Origin of the sequence: Klebsiella pneumoniae (assembly GCF_000742135.1) — a bacterium.
GTDB lineage: Bacteria > Pseudomonadota > Gammaproteobacteria > Enterobacterales > Enterobacteriaceae > Klebsiella > Klebsiella pneumoniae.
This window is the reverse complement of record NZ_KN046818.1, coordinates 4,669,661-4,689,693: the sequence shown is the minus strand read 5'-3', so window position 1 is coordinate 4,689,693 and position 20,033 is coordinate 4,669,661. Positions and strand designations below refer to the sequence as shown.

19 protein-coding genes are annotated in these 20,033 nt (G+C 59.1%); 11 read left to right on the top strand and 8 right to left on the bottom strand.

From position 1 onward, the window contains the following. Positions 1–52: 52 nt before the first annotated feature. The gene (locus tag DR88_RS03740) at positions 53–1,273 is read left to right on the top strand and encodes an MFS transporter (RefSeq protein ID WP_004150089.1); all 1,221 of its coding nucleotides are present in this window, start codon (positions 53–55) and stop codon (positions 1,271–1,273) included. On the opposite strand, the gene DR88_RS03745 is transcribed toward DR88_RS03740, so the two are convergent. Together DR88_RS03745 and DR88_RS03750 are read right to left on the bottom strand one after the other, a co-directional pair. Next, positions 1,274–1,831 carry a DcrB family lipoprotein gene (locus DR88_RS03745; RefSeq protein ID WP_002920861.1) on the bottom strand — a complete coding sequence of 186 codons (558 nt, stop codon included), beginning with the start codon at positions 1,829–1,831 and terminating at the stop codon, positions 1,274–1,276. It abuts the gene before it with no gap. Positions 1,832–1,904: 73 nt separating this feature from the next. After that, positions 1,905–2,570 (bottom strand): 7-cyano-7-deazaguanine/7-aminomethyl-7-deazaguanine transporter, encoded by a 666-nt coding sequence (locus DR88_RS03750; protein ID WP_002920860.1) that lies wholly within the window; start codon positions 2,568–2,570, stop codon positions 1,905–1,907. Positions 2,571–2,776: 206 nt separating this feature from the next. Here DR88_RS03750 and tusA point away from each other — a divergent pair, with 206 nt between their 5' ends. After that, positions 2,777–3,022 (top strand): sulfurtransferase TusA, encoded by a 246-nt coding sequence (tusA, locus tag DR88_RS03755; RefSeq protein ID WP_002920858.1) that lies wholly within the window; start codon positions 2,777–2,779, stop codon positions 3,020–3,022. Between the two features lie 103 nt (positions 3,023–3,125). On the opposite strand, the gene zntA is transcribed toward tusA, so the two are convergent. Both zntA and DR88_RS03765 read right to left on the bottom strand, forming a co-directional pair. Then, complete coding sequence (gene zntA, locus DR88_RS03760) at positions 3,126–5,336, bottom strand: Zn(II)/Cd(II)/Pb(II) translocating P-type ATPase ZntA (protein WP_004145145.1); 2,211 nt, start codon at positions 5,334–5,336, stop codon at positions 3,126–3,128. Between the two features lie 78 nt (positions 5,337–5,414). Continuing rightward, positions 5,415–6,041 (bottom strand): lysoplasmalogenase, encoded by a 627-nt coding sequence (locus tag DR88_RS03765; protein ID WP_004173987.1) that lies wholly within the window; start codon positions 6,039–6,041, stop codon positions 5,415–5,417. A 150-nt stretch (positions 6,042–6,191) separates the two neighbouring features. Here DR88_RS03765 and DR88_RS03770 point away from each other — a divergent pair, with 150 nt between their 5' ends. Next, on the top strand, positions 6,192–6,542 hold the full coding sequence (locus DR88_RS03770) for a DUF2500 domain-containing protein (protein WP_073980602.1): 351 nt from the start codon (positions 6,192–6,194) through the stop codon (positions 6,540–6,542). 13 nt (positions 6,543–6,555) lie between these two features. Here DR88_RS03770 and DR88_RS03775 read toward each other — a convergent pair whose 3' ends face one another. Both DR88_RS03775 and rsmD read right to left on the bottom strand, forming a co-directional pair. Next, on the bottom strand, positions 6,556–6,831 hold the full coding sequence (locus tag DR88_RS03775; protein ID WP_002920822.1) for a DUF1145 family protein: 276 nt from the start codon (positions 6,829–6,831) through the stop codon (positions 6,556–6,558). After that, positions 6,821–7,417, bottom strand: coding sequence for a 16S rRNA (guanine(966)-N(2))-methyltransferase (gene rsmD, locus DR88_RS03780; protein ID WP_015959105.1), 597 nt, complete (start codon positions 7,415–7,417; stop codon positions 6,821–6,823). The genes DR88_RS03775 and rsmD overlap by 11 nt, the downstream gene beginning before the upstream one ends. 182 nt (positions 7,418–7,599) lie before the next feature. On the opposite strand from rsmD, the gene ftsY reads away from it, so the two are divergent. The 4 genes from ftsY to rpoH all read left to right on the top strand — a co-directional run bounded on the left by ftsY (position 7,600) and on the right by rpoH (position 11,966). After that, the gene (gene ftsY, locus DR88_RS03785) at positions 7,600–9,123 is read left to right on the top strand and encodes a signal recognition particle-docking protein FtsY (RefSeq protein ID WP_032443990.1); all 1,524 of its coding nucleotides are present in this window, start codon (positions 7,600–7,602) and stop codon (positions 9,121–9,123) included. A gap of 2 nt (positions 9,124–9,125) precedes the next feature. Then, entirely contained in the window at positions 9,126–9,794 is a 669-nt protein-coding gene (gene ftsE, locus DR88_RS03790; protein WP_002920817.1) for a cell division ATP-binding protein FtsE, read from the top strand. Next, complete coding sequence (ftsX, locus tag DR88_RS03795; RefSeq protein WP_004173994.1) at positions 9,787–10,842, top strand: permease-like cell division protein FtsX; 1,056 nt, start codon at positions 9,787–9,789, stop codon at positions 10,840–10,842. The genes ftsE and ftsX overlap by 8 nt, the downstream gene beginning before the upstream one ends. Before the next feature lie 269 nt (positions 10,843–11,111). Then, entirely contained in the window at positions 11,112–11,966 is an 855-nt protein-coding gene (rpoH, locus tag DR88_RS03800) for an RNA polymerase sigma factor RpoH (RefSeq protein ID WP_002920815.1), read from the top strand. 52 nt (positions 11,967–12,018) lie between these two features. Here the strand turns inward: rpoH and pdxR are convergent, their stop codons facing one another. Further along, positions 12,019–13,542, bottom strand: coding sequence for a MocR-like pyridoxine biosynthesis transcription factor PdxR (gene pdxR, locus DR88_RS03805; protein ID WP_021313207.1), 1,524 nt, complete (start codon positions 13,540–13,542; stop codon positions 12,019–12,021). Positions 13,543–13,660: 118 nt separating this feature from the next. Here pdxR and DR88_RS03810 point away from each other — a divergent pair, with 118 nt between their 5' ends. The 3 genes from DR88_RS03810 to livJ all read left to right on the top strand — a co-directional run bounded on the left by DR88_RS03810 (position 13,661) and on the right by livJ (position 17,679). Further along, positions 13,661–14,926, top strand: a complete 1,266-nt coding sequence (locus DR88_RS03810; RefSeq protein ID WP_020803514.1) for a 4-aminobutyrate--2-oxoglutarate transaminase — start codon at positions 13,661–13,663, stop codon at positions 14,924–14,926. 147 nt (positions 14,927–15,073) lie between these two features. Beyond that, on the top strand, positions 15,074–16,318 hold the full coding sequence (locus tag DR88_RS03815; RefSeq protein ID WP_004150081.1) for an aromatic amino acid transport family protein: 1,245 nt from the start codon (positions 15,074–15,076) through the stop codon (positions 16,316–16,318). 257 nt (positions 16,319–16,575) lie between these two features. Then, complete coding sequence (livJ, locus tag DR88_RS03820; protein ID WP_002920812.1) at positions 16,576–17,679, top strand: branched chain amino acid ABC transporter substrate-binding protein LivJ; 1,104 nt, start codon at positions 16,576–16,578, stop codon at positions 17,677–17,679. Positions 17,680–18,073: 394 nt separating this feature from the next. Here the strand turns inward: livJ and panM are convergent, their stop codons facing one another. Continuing rightward, on the bottom strand, positions 18,074–18,457 hold the full coding sequence (panM, locus tag DR88_RS03825) for an aspartate 1-decarboxylase autocleavage activator PanM (protein ID WP_023328322.1): 384 nt from the start codon (positions 18,455–18,457) through the stop codon (positions 18,074–18,076). A 423-nt stretch (positions 18,458–18,880) separates the two neighbouring features. On the opposite strand from panM, the gene livK reads away from it, so the two are divergent. Then, positions 18,881–19,990: a high-affinity branched-chain amino acid ABC transporter substrate-binding protein LivK gene (livK, locus tag DR88_RS03830; RefSeq protein ID WP_004150079.1), complete on the top strand. Its 1,110-nt coding sequence runs from the start codon at positions 18,881–18,883 to the stop codon at positions 19,988–19,990. Positions 19,991–20,033 lie beyond the last annotated feature (43 nt).

Sequence of the window (20,033 nt, the reverse complement as noted above, 5' to 3'; positions counted from 1 at the left end):
GCCGACAGCGTGGTAATAGTGAAAGCTGGTTGTCGAAATCTGGTGGAACCTGATGCCCGAACCCGTCGCCGAACCGGCGCTTAATGGACTGCGCCTCAATCTGCGGATTGTCTCTGTCGTTATCTTTAACTTTGCCAGCTACCTCACCATCGGCCTGCCGCTGGCGGTGCTGCCCGGCTATGTTCATGATGTCATGGGCTTTAGCGCTTTCTGGGCCGGGCTGGTGATTAGTCTGCAATATTTCGCCACGCTGCTCAGCCGCCCGCATGCCGGGCGCTATGCCGACCTGCTGGGGCCCAAAAAGATTGTCGTCTTCGGCCTCGGCGGCTGCTTTTTGAGCGGTTTAAGCTATCTGCTGGCCGCCTGGGGTAGCGGCTGGCCACTGATTAGCCTGCTGCTGTTATGCCTCGGACGGGTGATCCTTGGTATTGGCCAGAGCTTCGCCGGCACAGGCTCGACGCTGTGGGGCGTCGGCGTGGTCGGTTCGCTGCATATCGGGCGGGTGATCTCGTGGAACGGGATTGTGACCTATGGGGCGATGGCGATGGGCGCGCCGCTCGGCGTGCTGTGCTATTCGCACATTGGCCTCAGCGGTCTGTCCGGGGTCATTATGGCGGTAGCGCTGGTGGCTATCCTCTGCGCGCTGCCCCGCGCGGCGGTGAAGGCTGCCAAAGGCAAAGCGATGTCGTTTCGTGCGGTGCTCGGCCGCGTCTGGCCCTACGGCATGGCGCTGGCGTTGGCCTCCGCCGGCTTTGGGGTGATCGCCACCTTTATCACGCTATTTTATGACGCCAAAGGTTGGGACGGCGCGGCTTTCGCGCTGACATTATTCAGCTGCGCATTCGTTGGCGCGCGGCTGCTGTTTCCCAACGCCATTAACCGACTCGGCGGGCTGAACGTGGCGATGCTCTGCTTTAGCGTGGAGGCGATCGGCCTGCTGCTGGTCGGCTTTGCCGATACGCCGATGATGGCGAAAATCGGTACTTTCCTTACCGGGGCTGGCTTTTCGCTGGTCTTTCCGGCGCTGGGCGTGGTGGCGGTGAAAGCGGTGCCGCAGCACAATCAGGGGTCGGCGCTGGCGACCTATACCGTGTTTATGGATTTGTCGTTGGGCGTCAGCGGGCCGCTGGCCGGATTGCTGATGGCGTGGACCGGGATCTCGATGATTTATCTCGCCGCGGCGGGGCTGGTGATGGCGGCGCTGCTGTTGGGCTGGCGGCTAAAAAAACGGCCCCCGGTTAGCGAACCGGAGGCCAGCGCACCAGGCCAGTAATTACTGGATGGTGAGGGTGTTGATGATGCTTTCCGCTTCGGTCTGCGCCTGCTGCTGGTTATCCGCCGGCAGGGTGACCTGCAGGGTCAGCAGCTTGTCATCCACTTTGCCGAGGATCACGGAAGACCAGGCGGTCTGCCCCTTGGCGGAGATGATGCTGTCCAGCTGCTGCAGGGTATGGCCTTTAATCTCCAGCGGTTTATTGCTCACCACCTGCAGCTGCGGGTCGCGGCTGCGCTGCTGATCTTCCAGGCGTTTCGCCAGCACCGCCAGATCTTCATTGGTGCTGTCGCCGACGATGACGATGACCGCTTTCTGGCCGGTAGCGTCAGAGTAGACGTGCATATTGTTCGCCTGGGTACCCAGTTTGCCGCTCTGGTCGGCCATGCCCGCAGGCAGGGTGAAGCTCAGCTTGCCATCCAGCAGGCTGATTGCCTGGCCGCTGGCATTGCTCTCCGCTGCTGCGCCAACGGTTGGCGCTTTTGAATCGCTGTTATCGCAGGCGGCAAGCCCCATCACCAGCAGGCCAATACCGACATATTTAACCAAATTGCGCATTGACATCTTCCTTTCGATAAACGGCCACTAATGGCTCATCCGGCTATCTTAACACATCAGCCCGCGAGTACCTTTAACTCGGCTGTAATGCCGACAAATCAGATTTATCCGCCAGTCTTTTCAACAGCATATTTAACAGCACGCCGTACATCGGCAGGAAGAAAATGATGCTGATAAGCACTTTAAAGCTGTAGTCGACGAGGGCGATTTCCCCCCAGTGGGCGGCCATAAACGGGTCCGGGCTGCGCCAGAAAGCGATAAAGAAAAACGCCACGGTATCGCTGATGTTGCCGAACAGCGTCGAGGCGGTAGGGGCCAACCACCAGCGGCGGCTCTGCCGCAGGCGGTTAAAGACGTGAACGTCGAGGATCTGCCCCAGCGCATAGGCCATAAAGCTGGCGACGGCGATGCGCGCGACGAAGAGATTAAAGGTGCCCAGCGCGGCAAAGCCCTGCCATTCGCCCATGTAGAACAGCGCGGAGATGCCGTAAGAGATGGCCAGCGCCGGGACCATCACCGCGAAAATGATGCGTCGCGCCAGCGGGGCGCCAAAAATTCGCACCGTCAGGTCGGTGGCGAGGAAAATAAACGGAAAACTAAACGCGCCCCAGGTGGTATGGAAACCAAAGATGGAGATCGGCAGCTGAACCAGATAGTTGCTGGAGGTGATGACCAGCAAATGAAATAGCGAAAGCCAGACGAGCGCTTTTTTGCGCTGTACGGTAGTAAACGGATTCATATTGTGACCTTTTTATGCCCGTCATGCTTCAGGTGAATGAGCAATCGGCAGCGGAACGTTGGGGTGAGGGAACCCAATTAAAAACGGCTGCATGATACTGCGTTGCCGGCGTAATGCAATGGTTGTTTTTCGCGCAAACGTTAACCTGGCTTGCGTACTGGCGAGCAGGGGGTAAACTAGGGCCGTTTTGTTGACGTGAGACTAAAATGAGCGAACTTTTCTCCACTCCTGACCACACCCTGGATGCCCTGGGACTCCGCTGCCCGGAGCCGGTCATGATGGTGCGTAAAACCGTGCGGACGATGCCGGTGGGCGAGACGCTGCTGATTATTGCTGACGATCCGGCCACCACCCGCGATATCCCGGGATTCTGCCGCTTTATGGAGCATGAGCTGGTGGCCCAGGAAACCGAAGCCCTGCCGTACCGCTACCTGATCCGCAAAAGCCACTGAGCCTCTCCCGGATGGCGGCGCGTAGCGCCTTATCCGGGCTACCCGACGGTCTGGAACCGTAGCCCTGCTAAGCGTAGCGCGAGCAGGGAAGCCGGTATCGATGCTACAACTTCTTACGCAATAACCGCAGCGCGTTAGCCGTTACCAGCACGGTGGCGCCGGTATCCGCCAGCACCGCCAGCCACAGACCGGTCAGGCCGAGCAGGGTGGTGACGAGGAAAATCCCCTTCAGCCCTAAGGCAATCGCGATGTTCTGGCGGATATTGGCGTGGGTGGCGCGCGCCAGGGAAATCATCTGCGCCAGGCCGGTCAGACGGTTATGGGTCAGCGCGGCGTCGGCCGTCTCCAGCGCCACGTCGGTTCCGCTGCCCATGGCGATGCCGATGGTGGCCGCTTTCATCGCCGGGGCGTCGTTGATACCGTCCCCGACCATCGCCAGCGGCGCGTCGGCATTCAGCGCTATCACCGCGTTGACCTTGTCCGCCGGTAGCAGACCGGCGCGGAATTCCAGCCCCAGTTCGCTGGCGATGGCCGCCGCAGCGCGCGGGTTATCCCCGGTAAGGATCACCCCCTGAACGCCCAACTGATGCAAAGCATCCACCGCCTGACGCGCGTCGTCGCGCAGGGTATCGCGCAGCGCCAGAATGCCGAGCAGCGTCTCGCCGCGCATCACCAGCACTACCGTTTGCCCGGCGCTTTCCAGCTGCTGGATCTGCGCCTCATGCTCTGCCGGGGCGGCTTTGCTGGCGGCGCAGATCAGGATGCGGCTGCCGTTGACTTCGGCTTCGATACCAGAGCCCGCCAGCGCCCGCTGGCCGCTGGCAAGCGGAATGCTCAGCTGACGCCGCTGCGCTTCACGGACGATAGCCTGCGCCAGCGGGTGGCTGGAGCCTTGCTCCACCGCCGCCGCCAGCGCCAGCAGCGCGTTGTCGTCAACTTCGGCCGTGGCAATAACCGAAGTCACCTGCGGCTGGCCGACGGTCAGGGTGCCGGTTTTATCGAACGCCACCTGGCGCACCTGGCCCAGCTGCTCCAGCGCCGCGCCGCCTTTGATTAGCGCCCCGCGGCGGGCGGCGACCGCCAGGCCGGAGGTGATGGCCGCCGGCGTGGAGATGACCAGCGCGCACGGACAGCCGATCAGCAGCAGCGTCAGCCCTTTATAAATCCACGGCAGCCAGGCGCTGGCGAAGAACAGCGGCGGGACAATGGCGACCAACAAGGCCACGACCATAATGGCCGGGGTGTAGATCCGGCTGAAGCGGTCGATGAAGCGCTCGATTGGCGCCCGACGCTCCTCAGCCTCTTCAATCAGCTTCAGGATGCGGTCGATGGCGCTGTCGCCCGGTTCGGATATCACGGTAAGCTGCACCAGGCGATCGACGCTGGTGGCGCCCGCCGCTACCCGTTCCCCGGCCTGACGCTCCACCGGCACCGACTCGCCGGTCAGGGCGCTTTCATCAAAGCTGGCAAACGGCGACAGCAGTTGTCCATCCGCCGGCAGACGCCCGCCGGCAGCCACTTCAATCACATCTCCGGGACGCAGGTCGCGCTGGGCGACGGTTTCCCGCACGCCGTTGCGCAGACGGATGGCGGTGTCGGGCTTCAGCGCCATCAGCGCGCTCACCCCCTGCCGTGCGCGGCTGGCGGCCCAGCCTTCGAGACGCTCGCCGATCAGGAACAGCAACAGCACCATCGCCGCCTCCGCGGTGGCGCCGATAAACAGCGCCCCGATGGCGGCGACGCTCATCAGCGTTTCAATGGCGAACCAGCTCCCGCTCTTGATCAGGCGCAGCGCCTGGCGGGCAACCGGCCACAGGCCAACCAGGGTGGTGGCAATAAAGGCCAACTGACCGGCAGGGTGGTTGGCCTGCTCCAGCCCCCAGCTCAAGGCCATCATGATAACCAGCGTCAGTAACGGCAGATTGTCGCGCAGCAGCGACCCTCGGGTTTGCTCTGCTGCGGGAGCATCGGCATCGCGCAGCGTATACCCCGCCTGGCGGACCGCGTTCTCAACCTGAGCGCGGACATCGCCCTCGGCGTTAACCAGCAGCTTTTCTGTGGCGAACAGCACCTGGACCTGACTGACCCCGGGCACCTGACGGACCGCGGTTTCCACCTTGCGGGCGCAGGCGGCGCAGTCCATGCCATCAACTTGCCAGCTATAGCGGGCGTCGCTAAGCGCTTCGGCGGCAGGGGCGGACTCTGTGGCGCAGGCGTGATCTGTACAGCAGCTCTCCGCCGGGGCGGTCGCTGGCCGCATGGTGAAAGACGAGAATTGTGGAACTTTTTTATCCTGCGCGTCTGGAGTCGACATGGCACCCTCCGGGAAATGATAATTTTCTCATTAGCCGTAGGATACACTCTGGAGTCGACTCCAGAGTCAAGGACTAAATTACAGGTACAGCGCGCGCACGATCAGGAAGTGGCCGGCAAAGTAGAACGCGGCGGCGATGGCGTTATCGGCGCGGAAGCGGCGACGATAGTGGCTCACCAGCCACACGGCATTGCTCAGCAGCAGCAGGGCTGCGCCGGCGAAACCGGACAGCGCGGTGTTGGTGGGGCGGGCAAACCACAGCTCACCGGCCAGCCAGACCATTACCAGCGTCATTCCGATAAAGGTCAGCACCGGCATTTTCATCTCTTCCAGCCGACTCCAGATCACCGCCATTAGCAGGGCGCCGAATACCAGCAGCACCAGCGGCAGCGGCCAGAAGAACGACAGCGTCAGCTGGCTGGCGAACCAGATGGTATACAGCAGATGTGACAGGAAGAAAGCGCCCACCGCGTACATCACCCGCTGGCGCGGCAGCAGGGTCAGGGCGTCGCCGAGCAGCGAGGCGCACAGGCCAGCCAGCACCAGATAGCTGATGGCATTGAACATCGGCGCCTGCCAGGCCAGTAACAGCAACAGAATCAGGGTGACAGGTTTAAAAACCCAGCGTCGCCATGCCGGCCCACGATAGGATGCATCGACATAAAGCCATGCGGAGAAACAGACAGCAATAAATGACCAAAGCATAGTAAGTCCCTGTATCTGTTATCATAAAGAAAGTTACGGATGCGTGATGCTACTACTCAGTGTAGTGGTTTGGCGTAGCAGATGACAATGTTATTCCCGACGCAGTATGCTGATTCCTGATATTTTTTATGGGTAACCCTAATGAGTAAAATGCCCCTCTTTTTTGTTCTGGTCGTCGCGGTGATTGTGGTGGCGGCTTCGTTTCGCTATGTCCAGCAGCGCCGTGAGAAACAGGCGAATGACGCCGCGCCGTTGCTACAAAAGCGGGTTTTCGTCAGCAATAAACGGGAAAAAGTGATTAACGATCGGCGCTCGCGGCAGCAGACGGTGACGCCTGCAGGCAGTGAGATGCGCTATGAAGCGAGCTTTCGCCCCGAAAACGGTGGTCTGGAGGTGGTGTTTCGCCTTGACGCGCCGCAATATCACGCGCTGAGCGTCGGCGATCGTGGGATGTTGAGTTATAAGGGCACAGCGTTCGTGGCGTTTACGCCCGATCCCTGAGCCCTTTTCAGGACTATTTTTTCAGCGTCGCCTTCAGTTTTTTCTGCCAGGCGACGAGCTCAAACACGCCGAAAATAAAAATGCGGATTTGCTCAAAGCGGCTCAGCGGCGGCGCCTCTTTCGGCTGCGTCGCCTTGAGCAGCGTCAGCTGCAGACCGTGCATCAGGATCATGAAAATCAGCGCGACGTTGACAAAGATATTCAGCGGCTTCGGGAAGGGCTGAAACAGATTCAATAACAGAAAGGCCCAGACGCACAGCATCAGCAGGCGGCCTAAATTAATCAGCATGGTGCTCTCCTTGGGCCTCACGTTGGTAAAGACGGTAGGCGACCTGTCCGGCCACTTTTTCACGATACAATTGCCAGTTAGCCGGCACCGGCGGTAAGCCGTTTTCGACTTCGCTTTCGACGTACACCAGGGCCTCATCGGCCAGCCAGCCTTGTGTCTCCAGCAGACGTAGCGTCTCCTCCAGCAGCCCCTGACGGAACGGCGGGTCGACGAACACGATCTGGTGCGGGGTCCCCGGCTGGCTCAGGAAGCTGAGGGTGTTGGTGGTGATCACCTTGCCGCGATTCGCTTTCAGGGTGGCGAGATTTTTTTGCAGCTGCTGGGCTACGCCGCGCTCCATCTCCAGCAGCGTGGTGCTGGCCGCATAGCGGGACAGCGCTTCCAGCCCCAGCGCGCCGCTGCCGGCAAAGCAATCGAGGCAGTGCGCGTCAACAATGGACGGCGCCAGCCAGTTAAAAAGGGTTTCGCGAACCCGGTCGGTGGTCGGCCGCAGGCCCGGGCTCTCCGGCACCGGTAATTTACGGCCGCGCCATTGCCCGCCGATGATGCGGATCTGGCCGCTGCCCGCGTGGTTTGGTTTTTTCATCTCTCTGCTCAAGTCTCAACTTCCAGCCTGCTATTCTAGCGATCGACGGCGGTTGACGAAACCTTAATCCGGGGGCGGTGCTGCGAGTTAAGTTAAGTGATAGACTATCCAACTAATTTCATCATTTTTTCAGCTTCTGATGAAGCTGCGCCATGAATAAACAGCGAGGAGTGTGGTCGCAAATGGCAAAAGAGAAAAAACGTGGCTTCTTTTCCTGGCTGGGCTTTGGACAGAAAGAACAGGCACAGGAAACCGAGACTGAGCAAAAAGTAGAAGAACAGCAAGCGGTTGCCGAAGAGATACCGGCGGTTGAAACCCCTGCTGAGCCGAGCGCGCCGAAAGCAGACCCGGAGGCGTTTGCCGAAGACGTCGTCGAAGTGACCGAGACGGTGGTCGAAAGCGAAAAAGCGCACCTCGCGGAGCCTGCCAGCGCGCAGGAAGAAGAGTGGGTGGAAACGCCTGCTCTGACCGAAGAAACGCCTGTTGTTGAACCGGAGCCCGCGGTCAGCGAACCGCCTGAACAGCCTGCGGTGGTTGAGCCGCTGGCGGAAGAGGTTATCGCCGAACCGGTGGTGGCGGAAGCCGTAGCAGAGCAGCCTGTGGAAGGCATCGTTGTCCCGCCGCAGGAGACAGAAGCGCCCGAAGAGGACGCGCCGTTAAGCGATGAAGAGCTGGAAGCGCAGGCGCTGGCGGCCGAAGCGGCAGAAGAGGCGGCGGTAGTGGTGCCGGCGCCTGAGGACGAGGCGCCGCTTGAAGCGCTGGCTCAGGAGCAGGAAAAACCGACAAAAGAAGGTTTCTTCGCCCGCCTCAAACGTAGCCTGCTGAAAACGAAGCAAAATCTCGGTTCCGGATTTATCAGCCTGTTCCGCGGTAAGAAGATCGACGATGATCTGTTTGAAGAGCTGGAAGAACAGCTGCTGATCGCCGACGTCGGGGTGGAAACCACCCGCAAGATCATTACCAACCTGACGGAAGGCGCCAGCCGTAAGCAGCTGCGCGATGCGGAAGCGCTGTACGGCCTGCTGAAAGAAGAGATGGGCGAGATTCTCGCCAAAGTAGACGAGCCGCTGAACGTTGAAGGCAAAACGCCATTTGTTATTCTGATGGTCGGCGTGAACGGGGTGGGGAAAACCACTACCATCGGCAAGCTGGCGCGTCAGTTTGAACAGCAGGGTAAGTCGGTGATGCTGGCGGCGGGGGATACTTTCCGTGCGGCGGCGGTGGAACAGCTGCAGGTCTGGGGCCAGCGTAATAATATCCCGGTGATCGCCCAGCACACCGGCGCCGACTCCGCCTCGGTGATTTTCGACGCCATTCAGGCGGCGAAGGCGCGCCATGTTGACGTACTGATTGCCGATACCGCCGGGCGTTTGCAAAATAAATCGCACCTGATGGAAGAGCTGAAGAAGATTGTCCGGGTAATGAAAAAGCTGGACGTCGACGCGCCGCACGAGGTGATGTTAACCATTGACGCCAGCACCGGGCAGAATGCTATTAGCCAGGCCAAACTGTTCCATGAGGCGGTAGGTTTGACCGGGATCACCCTGACCAAGCTGGACGGCACCGCCAAAGGCGGCGTGATCTTCTCGGTGGCCGATCAGTTCGGCATTCCGATTCGCTATATTGGCGTCGGCGAGCGTATTGAGGATCTGCGTCCGTTTAATGCGGGCGACTTTATTGAGGCACTTTTTGCCCGAGAGGATTAAGAATGATTCGCTTTGAACAAGTCAGCAAAGCCTATCTCGGTGGGAGACAAGCGCTGCAGGGGGTGACCTTCCACCTGCAGCCGGGCGAGATGGCGTTTCTGACCGGCCATTCCGGCGCAGGGAAGAGTACCCTGCTGAAGCTTATCTGTGGTATCGAACGGCCCAGCGCCGGGAAAATCTTCTTCAGCGGTCATGAAATCAGCCGTCTGAAGAGCCGTGAGGTGCCGTTCCTGCGCCGCCAGATCGGTATGATTTTCCAGGACCACCATTTGCTGATGGATCGTACCGTGTATGACAACGTGGCGATCCCGCTGATTATCGCCGGCGCCAGCGGCGATGATATTCGTCGTCGCGTCTCGGCGGCGCTGGACAAGGTTGGCCTGCTGGACAAAGCGAAGAATTTTCCCATTCAGCTCTCCGGCGGTGAGCAGCAGCGCGTGGGAATCGCTCGCGCGGTGGTCAACAAGCCGGCGGTGCTGCTGGCGGATGAACCGACCGGCAACCTCGACGAGGCGCTCTCGGAGGGGATTTTACGTCTGTTTGAAGAGTTTAACCGCGTCGGGGTGACGGTACTGATGGCCACGCACGATCTGGGGCTTATCTCCAGTCGTCCGTACCGCGTGCTGACGCTTAGCGACGGCCATCTGCATGGAGGCATTCGGGGTGAATAAGCGCGACGCAATGAACCAGATTCGCCAGTTCGGCAGCAAGTTCGATCGCCTGCGCAACGCCGCGGGCGGCGGCGGTGGCGGGCGCAATGCGCCAAAACGGCCGAAAGCGGCGCCTAACCCGGCCTCGCGTAAGAGCAACGTATTCAACGAGCAGGTGCGCTATGCCTGGCACGGCGCGCTGCAGGATCTAAAAAGCACGCCGCTGGCGACCTTCCTGACGGTAATGGTCATCGCCATTTCGTTGACCCTGCCAAGCGTCTGCTACATGGTCTACAAAAACGTCAGCAGCGCGGCGTCCCAGTATTATCCCTCGCCGCAGATCACCGTTTATCTGGAAAAAACGCTGGATGACGATGCCGCGGCGCGGGTGGTGGGCCAGCTGCAGGCGGAGCAGGGCGTCGACAAGGTAAACTATTTGTCCCGTGACGAGGCGCTGGGGGAATTCCGTAACTGGTCTGGCTTTGGCGGCGCCCTGGATATGCTGGAGGAGAACCCGCTGCCGGCGGTCGCCATCGTGGTGCCGAAGCTGGATTTCCAGAGCACCGAGGCGCTGAATACCCTGCGCGATCGGGTAACGCGGATCCAGGGCGTCGATGAAGTGCGGATGGACGACAGTTGGTTTGCCCGTCTCTCCTCGCTCACCGGGCTGGTAGGACGCGTGTCGGCGATGATCGGCGTGCTGATGGTGGCGGCGGTGTTCCTGGTGATCGGCAACAGCGTGCGCCTGAGCATCTTCGCCCGCCGCGATACCATTAACGTTCAGAAGCTTATCGGCGCCACCGACGGCTTTATCCTGCGTCCCTTCCTCTACGGCGGAGCGATGCTGGGCTTTTCCGGCGCGTTTTTATCGCTGATCCTGTCGGAGATTCTGGTAATGCGCCTCTCGTCGGCGGTGACCGAAGTGGCGAAAGTCTTCGGCACCCAGTTTGAGCTGAGCGGCTTAGGCTTCGACGAGTGTCTGTTGATGTTGATCGTCTGCTCGATGATCGGGTGGGTAGCCGCCTGGCTGGCGACAGTGCAACATTTACGTCACTTTACTCCCGATTAATAAAAGCGTGATATAATCTTTCCCTGCTGCAATGAGTTCCTGTTCGCAGGGAAAGATACCGCAAGCTTGTTCCCCTTTTCCTGCCCTCACTTTTTCATCGTGGTGTCACATTTTGTGCGTAATTTATTCACACCGTTGCATGGAACTTGTGGATAAAATCACTGTCTGATACTAATGTGAGTGATATTCTCGTTGCTCATGAATGCTGGCATGCTTGTTGCCTGATGGGGACAAGAACGCGTCAGAAGATATCAATTGAGAGGATTTGAATGACCAAAGAAATGCAAACTTTAGCTTTAGCCCCCGTTGGTAACCTGGAATCGTACATCCGGGCCGCTAACACTTGGCCGATGCTGTCGGCTGATGAAGAGCGGGAGCTTGCTGAAAAGCTGCATTACCAGGGCGATCTGGAAGCAGCGAAAAAGCTGATTCTGTCTCACCTGCGCTTTGTTGTTCACATTGCTCGTAACTACTCGGGCTATGGCCTGCCGCAGGCGGATCTGATCCAGGAAGGCAATATCGGCCTGATGAAAGCCGTGCGTCGCTTCAACCCGGAAGTGGGTGTGCGCCTGGTCTCCTTCGCCGTGCACTGGATTAAAGCCGAAATTCACGAATACGTGCTGCGCAACTGGCGTATTGTGAAGGTCGCTACCACCAAAGCACAGCGTAAGCTGTTCTTTAACCTGCGTAAAACCAAACAGCGTTTGGGTTGGTTCAATCAGGATGAAGTGGAAATGGTGGCCCGTGAGCTGGGCGTGTCGAGCAAAGACGTCCGCGAGATGGAATCCCGTATGGCGGCCCAGGACATGACCTTCGACATGTCGTCCGACGATGAGTCCGACAGCCAGCCGATGGCGCCGGTCCTGTATCTGCAGGACAAAACGTCTAACTTTGCCGACGGCATCGAAGACGATAACTGGGAAGAGCAGGCGGCGAATAAGCTGACTGACGCGATGCAGGGCCTGGACGAGCGTAGCCAGGACATCATCCGCGCCCGCTGGCTGGACGAAGATAACAAGTCCACGCTGCAGGAACTGGCCGACCGCTACGGCGTCTCCGCAGAGCGCGTGCGTCAGCTGGAAAAGAACGCCATGAAAAAACTGCGTGCCGCTATCGAAGCCTGATACGCCACGCCTGCCTGATACCTGATATCAGGCTCCACGATAACGCCCCGCCTCAGGTTGGGGCGTTTTGTTTTTCTGCGTCCCCCGGGGGCAGGAGCATCTGCGGGCAGTGCGTCTGCAGGCAGCCGAGTAAGACGCTGAACGCCGACGCCATCTGCTCTTCGGGCTGGCTGGCGAATCCCATCAGTAATCCTTTCTTGCGCGCCGCCGTCAGGTAGTAGCGCGACAGCGGCCGCACCAGAATGTGCCGCGCATTGGCCTCTCTGGCGATCGCCACATCGTCAGCCTCTGCGGGCAAATTGAGGATCAAATGCAGCCCGGCATTATCGCTGAAGTCAGACAGGGCGTACGGCATACAGTGCCGCTGGATAAGCTCAGTTAAAAAGGCCCGGCGACGGCTGTAGAGCAGCCGCATACGGCGGATATGGGCCGAATAGTGGCCGGCGGTAATAAACTCCGCCAGCGCCATCTGGATCAGCGAATGGCCGCCGCGGTAAAGCTCGGCATGGGCGTGCTTCAGATCGCTGACCAGCGGCCGCGGGATCACCACGTAGCCCAGGCGCAGGCCGGGATAGAGCGTCTTGCTGAAGGTGCCGATATAGACCACCGGGGCGTCGGCGACCAGACCCTGCAGGGCGGGGATCGGCTGACCGGAAAAGCGAAACTCGCTGTCATAATCATCTTCGACGATCCAGCTCCCCTGCTGACGGGCGAGTGCCAGCAGGCGCTGGCGGCGCTCAAGGCTCATCACCGCGCCCAGAGGATACTGGTGGGAAGGCGTAACGAAGATCAGCCTCGGCGCATCGTCAACCGTCTCCGGCGGGCACAGGCCGTTGGCATCCACGGTCAGGGGCTCTGCCCGAACGTCGTTCATCGCCAGCACGTGGCGGATCCCCCAGTAGGAAGGCTCCTCCACCCACGCCAGATCGCCGTTATCACACAGCATGCGGGTGACCAGATCGATCGCCTGGTGGATCCCCTCGGTGATAAGAATTTGATCTGACTGACAGTGGACGCCGCGCGACACGCGCAGATAATCCACCAGCGCCTGCTGCAGTTCCGGAGTGCCGCCGTTGCAGCTATAGCTGAGCCGCTCCGGTTTGGGCCGACGGCTGATGCGGGCCTGGATCTTACTGAACAGCGGGTGGGGAAAGGCGTTAACGTCCGGCACGCCGGGTATAAACGCTCCCCACTGGCGCGGGCTGGCGCTGACCTGGCCGAGCAGATGTTGGCCTCGGCGTGAAAGATGCGCCGTCGGTGCTGCGATACTGCTGTTTTCTTGCTGACCTTTAGCCGTCAATGAGCTCTCAGGGGCGGTTTGGGCAACGAATGTTCCGCTTCCCCGACGGGAAACCACATATCCTTCCGCCAGCAATTGTTCATAAGTTGTTAATATGGTGTTTCTTGATACGCCAAGTTCGCCCGCCAGGTCCCGCGACGGCGGCAGACGGCTTTGCGGCGCCAGCGAACCGTCGAGGATCGCGCGGCGCAGCGCGTTATATAAGCGTTTGTGCAGAAGAGGATCCCGCTCTTCCTGCAGACGGACCAGCACCAGGTCACCCACCAGCGAACGCAATTGGATCCCTCAGATATTCAAAATTGGTACTCGATTATAGGGCCAACTCCTGTGTAAATAAACGACATTGTTTCTAATTTGTTGCGATAACGTGACATACACGACAGGAGATTCGCAGGTGAAAAGCTCAGAACTGAATCAACGTCGCCAGCAGGCGACGCCGCGCGGCGTAGGCGTAATGTGTAACTACTTTGTCGAGAAGGCGGAAAACGCCACGCTGTGGGATATCGAAGGCAATGAGGTGATCGATTTCGCCGCCGGGATCGCCGTGTTAAATACCGGTCACCGCCATCCGAAAGTGGTCGCCGCGGTTGCCGACCAGCTGCAGGCGTTCACCCACACCGCCTATCAGATTGTGCCGTACGAAAGCTATGTTTCGCTGGCGGAGCGTATCAACGATCTGGCGCCAATTGACGGGCCGGCAAAAACGGCTTTCTTCACCACCGGCGCGGAAGCGGTCGAGAACGCGGTGAAAATCGCCCGCGCTTACACCGGTCGTCCGGGGCTGATTACCTTCGGCGGCGGTTTCCACGGCCGTACCTTTATGACCATGGCCCTCACCGGTAAGGTCGCGCCCTACAAAATCGGCTTCGGGCCGTTCCCGGGCTCGGTGTATCACGGCGTTTACCCCAATGCGGCGCATGGCGTGACCACCGCGGATGCGCTGAAAAGCCTGGAGCGCATTTTCAAAGCGGATATTGCGCCGGACCAGGTAGCGGCCATCATTCTCGAGCCGATCCAGGGGGAAGGCGGCTTTAACGTCGCGCCGGCCGATTTTATGCAGGCGCTGCGCGACCTGTGCGATACCCACGGCATTCTGCTGATCGCCGATGAAGTGCAGACCGGTTTCGCCCGCACCGGCAAGCTGTTCGCTATGCAGCACTATGAGGTGAAACCGGATCTGATGACGATGGCGAAAAGCCTCGCCGGCGGTTTCCCGCTGTCGGGCGTTGTCGGCCGCGCCGAAGTGATGGATGCGCCAGCGCCTGGCGGGCTGGGCGGAACCTATGCCGGTAACCCGCTGGCGGTGGCCGCGGCGCACGCGGTGCTGGATGTGATTGCCGAAGAGCAGCTGTGTCAGCGCGCTGAACAGCTGGGTAGCCATCTGCAGGAAGTGCTCAACCAGGCGCGCGCTACCTGCCCGGCGATCGTTGATGTCCGTGGCCGGGGGTCGATGGTGGCGGTGGAGTTTAACGATCCGCAAACAGGCGAACCGTCGCCGGAATTCACCCGCCAGGTGCAACAGAAAGCGCAGGAGAACGGCCTGCTGCTGCTGAGCTGTGGCGTCTACGGCAACGTGATCCGATTCCTGTATCCGTTGACTATCCCGGATACCCAGTTCTCGAAAGCGCTGGATATTCTGGCGCGCGTACTGAAGAGCTAACGTCTCCCCGGCGGGCTGCGGCGGCAGGGAAGCCGAACAGAAACAGGACGCCGCAGCCGGCTGTTTATGCTCAGCGTGAGTGGTTTATCACCCTGATATCACCTTTTTTCCGGCGGTGACAACCGCCGGAGTAAAACGGAAAGTATTATGTCTGAAAACTCCACCTTTTCTCCCGTCCTCACTGGCCGGGAACGTACGGCTGTCCCTGCAAAATCTCTGAGCTTCGTCGAAGGGGTATCGATGATTGTCGGTACCAATATTGGCGCGGGCGTCCTCTCTATCGCCTATGCGTCGAGCAAAGCGGGCTTCTTACCGCTGCTGTTCTGGCTGGTGCTGGTGGGCAGCCTGACGACGGTGACTATGCTCTATGTCGCGGAATCCACGCTGCGCACCCGTAAACATCTGCAGCTCAGTGGATTATCGAAGCGCTACGTCGGCGGCTTTGGCGCGCTGATGATGTTTCTCTCCGTCTGCGTCAATAGCGTCGGGGCATTGACGGCGTATATGACCGGCAGCGGTAAGCTGCTGCACTCCCTGTTTGGCATCTCGCCGGCGCTGGGTAGCGTGCTGTTTTTCGTTCCGGCGGCAGGGGTACTCTACCTGGGGCTGAAGGCGATCGGCCGCGGTGAGAAATTTATCAGCATCGGCATGGTGGTGATGATCTCGGTGCTGGTGATTGCCACGCTGTTGAAAGAGACCACCCGCGTCGGCTATCTGCTCGACGGCAACTGGCTGTATATGGTTCCGGTCTTCAACGTCGTGGCATTCTGCTTCTCGGCACAGTATATCGTGCCGGAGATGGCGCGGGGCTTCGCCGACAAACCGGAAAAATTGCCTAAAGCCATCATGGTCGGCATGGCGCTGACCTTTACCCTACTGGCGCTGGTGCCGTTGTCGGTGATCTCGCTTAACGGTCTGGACAATATCTCGGATGTGGCCACCATCTCCTGGGGGCGGGCGCTTGGCGAATGGGCCTTCTTCTCAGCCAATCTGTTTGCGCTGTGCGCGATGCTGACCTCCTACTGGGGACTGGGCGGCAGCTTCCTGACCAATATCTTCGATCAGTTCCGCCTGGGGAATGATGAACAGCCCGCCCGGCGCCTGATGGTGCTGCTGGTGGTGGCGATCCCGCCGTTCGTACTGGCCTATAGCGGCATGGTCTCCTTCGTCAACGCGCTCTATTTTGCCGGGGTGTTCAGCGGCGTCATTTTATCGATTATGCCGATCCTGATGCTCAAGGGCGCCCGCCAGCGTGGCGATCTGACCCCGGGCTGGACCTGTCCGGCCTGGATGACCCATCCGCTTATCCAATGCTTCATTGTGTTGTTGTATCTTTGCAGCGCCGCCTACGCGATAGCATCCGCGGTGGGCTACCTACCCGCAGGCTGGTAATCAGGCTCTGTTTTGCACCGCGTCCGGTTCATGCTGGCGCGGTTTTTTTATTTGTCACTTATCTGTTACATAGCCCGCAATTTAGTCGTTTCAAATTCCTCAGAATGACGGTATGTTTAGCATAGTGTGCTGCAAAAGCGCGGGCAGTCCCCGGTTGATTAGCTATCATATGCTTTTCCTATCGGTATAAACAAAATAATGCGCTAATAAACAACATCACAACAAATGCAAAAACCATAATAATGGGGAGCCTCAGGATGAATATGAAGGGTAAAGCGTTACTGGCAGGATGTATTGCCTTAGTTATGAGCAGCGCGGCGCTGGCGGAAGATATCAAAATCGCGGTAGTCGGGGCGATGTCCGGCCCGGTGGCCCAGTACGGCGACCAGGAGTTTACCGGCGCAGAGCAGGCGGTAGCGGATATCAATGCTAAGGGCGGCATCAAGGGCAATAAGCTGCAGATCGTCAAATATGATGACGCTTGCGACCCGAAACAGGCGGTAGCGGTAGCCAACAAAGTGGTCAACGACGGCATCAAATACGTCATTGGTCACCTGTGCTCCTCTTCCACTCAGCCGGCGTCTGATATCTATGAAGACGAAGGCATTCTGATGATTACCCCGGCAGCGACTGCTCCGGAGCTGACGGCGCGCGGCTATAAGCTGATCCTGCGCACCACCGGTCTGGACTCCGATCAGGGGCCAACCGCGGCGAAATACATTCTCGACAAAGTGAAGCCGCAGCGTATCGCAGTGGTACATGACAAACAGCAGTACGGCGAAGGTTTGGCCCGTGCGGTGCAGGATGGCCTGAAAAAAGGCGGGGCAAACGTGGTCTTCTTCGACGGGATCACCGCCGGTGAGAAAGATTTCTCCACCCTGGTGGCGCGCCTGAAGAAAGAGAATATCGATTTCGTCTACTACGGCGGCTATCACCCGGAAATGGGCCAGATCCTGCGTCAGGCGCGCGCCGCCGGTCTGAAAACCCAGTTTATGGGCCCGGAAGGCGTAGCGAACGTCTCCCTGTCTAACATCGCCGGCGAGTCGGCGGAAGGCCTGCTGGTAACCAAGCCGAAGAACTACGACCAGGTGCCGGCGAACAAACCGATCGTGGATGCGATCAAGGCGAAGAAACAGGATCCGAGCGGCGCCTTCGTGTGGACCACCTACGCGGCGCTGCAGTCGCTGCAGGCAGGCCTGAATCAGTCTGACGATCCGGCGGAAATCGCTAAATACCTGAAAGGCGCGACAGTAGACACCGTGATGGGCCCGCTGTCGTGGGATCAGAAAGGCGACCTGAAAGGCTTCGAGTTCGGGGTCTTTACCTGGCATGCGAACGGTACGGCGACCGACGCCAAATAATTTAACCGGCGCCTTTCACGCTGCAAATGCGTTGTCTGCGGCCCTCACCCCCGGTCACTTACTGATGTAAGCTCCCGGGGATTTCGGGTCTTGACGCCTTTTTGCAACGCGAAATGCTGGGTTAAATGGGTGGGGGCCTTTCACGCTGCAAATGCGTTGTCTGCGGCCCTCAACCCCGGTCACTTACTGATGTAAGCTCCCGGGGATTTCGGGTCTTGACGCCTTTTTGCAACGCGAAATGCTGGGTTAAATGGGTGGGGCCTTTCACTCTGCAAATGCGTTGTCTGACCCCGGTCGCGCTGCGCTTAGCCGGGCTACAGTCGCCAGGTAGCCCGGCTAAGCGAAGCGCCGCCGGGTTCTTCCTTGGCCATGCTCCGCTTATTGGGGCTACGGCTTAATGCTTTTCCCAACCATTCTGCTGGGCGCTAAAGCCGAGCGCCTGCATAAAGGCCGCCATCACGCCGCGGTCCTCCACCCCATGGTCGGCGACGCGCCAGCTATTGATCGCCGGGTTATCACGCAATGTCTCTTCCACTAAGTATTGTCCGACGCCGCGGCGGCGGGTCACTTCACGCACGCACAGATCGCTGAGCTCACCTTCGACGCCGCCCAGGGTAACGCGCACGGCGCCCAGCAGGCGCTCGTTAAAGCGGGCGGCGTAGAGACGATGGTTTTCATCAAGGGTCAGCGTCGACAGATCCTGCGACGGCCAGATTTTCCCCAGATCAATGCGATCCTGATCGCTGAAGTGCTGTAAACGGATAATGGTCAGTTTCATGGGCGGCAAATCCAGTGCAAAACAGAGGCGCCAGTGTACCCAAAATTGCTGTCTGGCGGAGCGCTGTTTTTTGCGCGTACATCAGGGGATTCGTTTTCCTGGCGTTGTCAGGGTAGCTCAATCCGTCATGGATCGAAAAATAAGCAGAATTTTAACCTAATGTGCAGCGTTTTATTCCGCCTTATGTATCGTTATTTTATGCTGCAGGATGGACTTTTTTTTGTTTATCTTCACCAAAATACAGAATATTATCTTTGCTTAATCGACTGAAAAATAGAGGTTTTAATCTGTTTTTTAGTGAAAAACTGCGCTAAACCATTAAACTCAATGGTAAAAATGGCGTTGTTTAATAAAAGCACAGAATGCTTTTTAACCATAAAAATACAAAACATTTACACCACATCACGAACGGGGTTCTGCAGCATGAAAAGGAACGCGAAAACCATCGTCGCGGGCATTGTCGCATTAGCGATGTCGCACGCGGCGATGGCCAAGGATATTAAGGTCGCCGTGGTCGGCGCGATGTCGGGTCCGGTGGCCCAGTGGGGCGACATGGAGTTCAATGGCGCGCGTCAGGCGATTAAAGACATCAACGCCAGCGGCGGCATTAAGGGCGACAAGCTGGTGGCCGTCGAATATGACGACGCCTGCGATCCGAAGCAAGCGGTCGCGGTGGCCAACAAAATCGTCAACGACGGCATTCAGTACGTTATCGGCCACCTGTGCTCCTCTTCCACCCAGCCGGCTTCCGACATCTATGAGGATGAAGGCATCCTGATGATCTCCCCCGGGGCGACCAATCCGGAGCTGACCCAGCGCGGATACCAGTACATCATGCGTACCGCCGGCCTCGACTCCTCGCAGGGGCCGACCGCGGCGAAATATATCGTCGAGAAAGTCAAACCGCAGCGTATCGCCATCATTCATGACAAGCAGCAGTACGGCGAAGGGCTGGCGCGTTCGGTGCAGGACAACCTGAAGAAAGCCGGGGCCAACATCGTCTTCTTCGATGGCATCACCGCGGGGGAAAAAGATTTCTCCGCCCTGCTGGCGCGCCTGAAGAAAGAGAACATCGACTTCGTCTACTACGGCGGCTACTACCCGGAAATGGGCCAGATGCTGCGCCAGGCGCGCTCCGTCGGGTTGAAAACCGTGTTTATGGGGCCGGAAGGGGTCGGCAACGCCTCGCTGTCCAATATCGCGGGCGCCGCGGCGGAAGGCATGCTGGTGACAATGCCAAAACGCTACGATCAGGACCCTGCCAACAGCGCCATCGTCAACGCGCTGAAAGCGGAGAAGAAAGATCCGAGCGGACCGTACGTCTGGATCACCTATGCCGCCGTTCAGTCGCTGGCGCAGGCGATGGACAGAACCGGCAGCCAGCAGCCGCTGGATTTAATCAACGATTTGAAAGCGCACGGGGCGAAAACCGTGATTGGGCCGCTGACCTGGGATGAAAAAGGCGATCTGAAGGGATTTGAGTTTGGTGTCTTCCAGTGGCACGCCGATGGCTCTTCGAGCGCGGCGAAATAAGCGCTGAAGACGAGTTATCCCTCCGCCCGCGAACCGCGGGCGG

Coding starts and splice junctions, on each gene's coding strand:
- DR88_RS03740 (WP_004150089.1), top strand. CDS start 53: ATGCCCGAACCCGTCGCCGAACCGGCGCTTAATGGACTGCGCCTCAAT.
- DR88_RS03745 (WP_002920861.1), bottom strand. CDS start 1,831: ATGCGCAATTTGGTTAAATATGTCGGTATTGGCCTGCTGGTGATGGGG.
- DR88_RS03750 (WP_002920860.1), bottom strand. CDS start 2,570: ATGAATCCGTTTACTACCGTACAGCGCAAAAAAGCGCTCGTCTGGCTT.
- tusA (WP_002920858.1), top strand. CDS start 2,777: ATGAGCGAACTTTTCTCCACTCCTGACCACACCCTGGATGCCCTGGGA.
- zntA (WP_004145145.1), bottom strand. CDS start 5,336: ATGTCGACTCCAGACGCGCAGGATAAAAAAGTTCCACAATTCTCGTCT.
- DR88_RS03765 (WP_004173987.1), bottom strand. CDS start 6,041: ATGCTTTGGTCATTTATTGCTGTCTGTTTCTCCGCATGGCTTTATGTC.
- DR88_RS03770 (WP_073980602.1), top strand. CDS start 6,192: ATGCCCCTCTTTTTTGTTCTGGTCGTCGCGGTGATTGTGGTGGCGGCT.
- DR88_RS03775 (WP_002920822.1), bottom strand. CDS start 6,831: ATGCTGATTAATTTAGGCCGCCTGCTGATGCTGTGCGTCTGGGCCTTT.
- rsmD (WP_015959105.1), bottom strand. CDS start 7,417: ATGAAAAAACCAAACCACGCGGGCAGCGGCCAGATCCGCATCATCGGC.
- ftsY (WP_032443990.1), top strand. CDS start 7,600: ATGGCAAAAGAGAAAAAACGTGGCTTCTTTTCCTGGCTGGGCTTTGGA.
- ftsE (WP_002920817.1), top strand. CDS start 9,126: ATGATTCGCTTTGAACAAGTCAGCAAAGCCTATCTCGGTGGGAGACAA.
- rpoH (WP_002920815.1), top strand. CDS start 11,112: ATGACCAAAGAAATGCAAACTTTAGCTTTAGCCCCCGTTGGTAACCTG.
- DR88_RS03815 (WP_004150081.1), top strand. CDS start 15,074: ATGTCTGAAAACTCCACCTTTTCTCCCGTCCTCACTGGCCGGGAACGT.
- livJ (WP_002920812.1), top strand. CDS start 16,576: ATGAATATGAAGGGTAAAGCGTTACTGGCAGGATGTATTGCCTTAGTT.
- panM (WP_023328322.1), bottom strand. CDS start 18,457: ATGAAACTGACCATTATCCGTTTACAGCACTTCAGCGATCAGGATCGC.
- livK (WP_004150079.1), top strand. CDS start 18,881: ATGAAAAGGAACGCGAAAACCATCGTCGCGGGCATTGTCGCATTAGCG.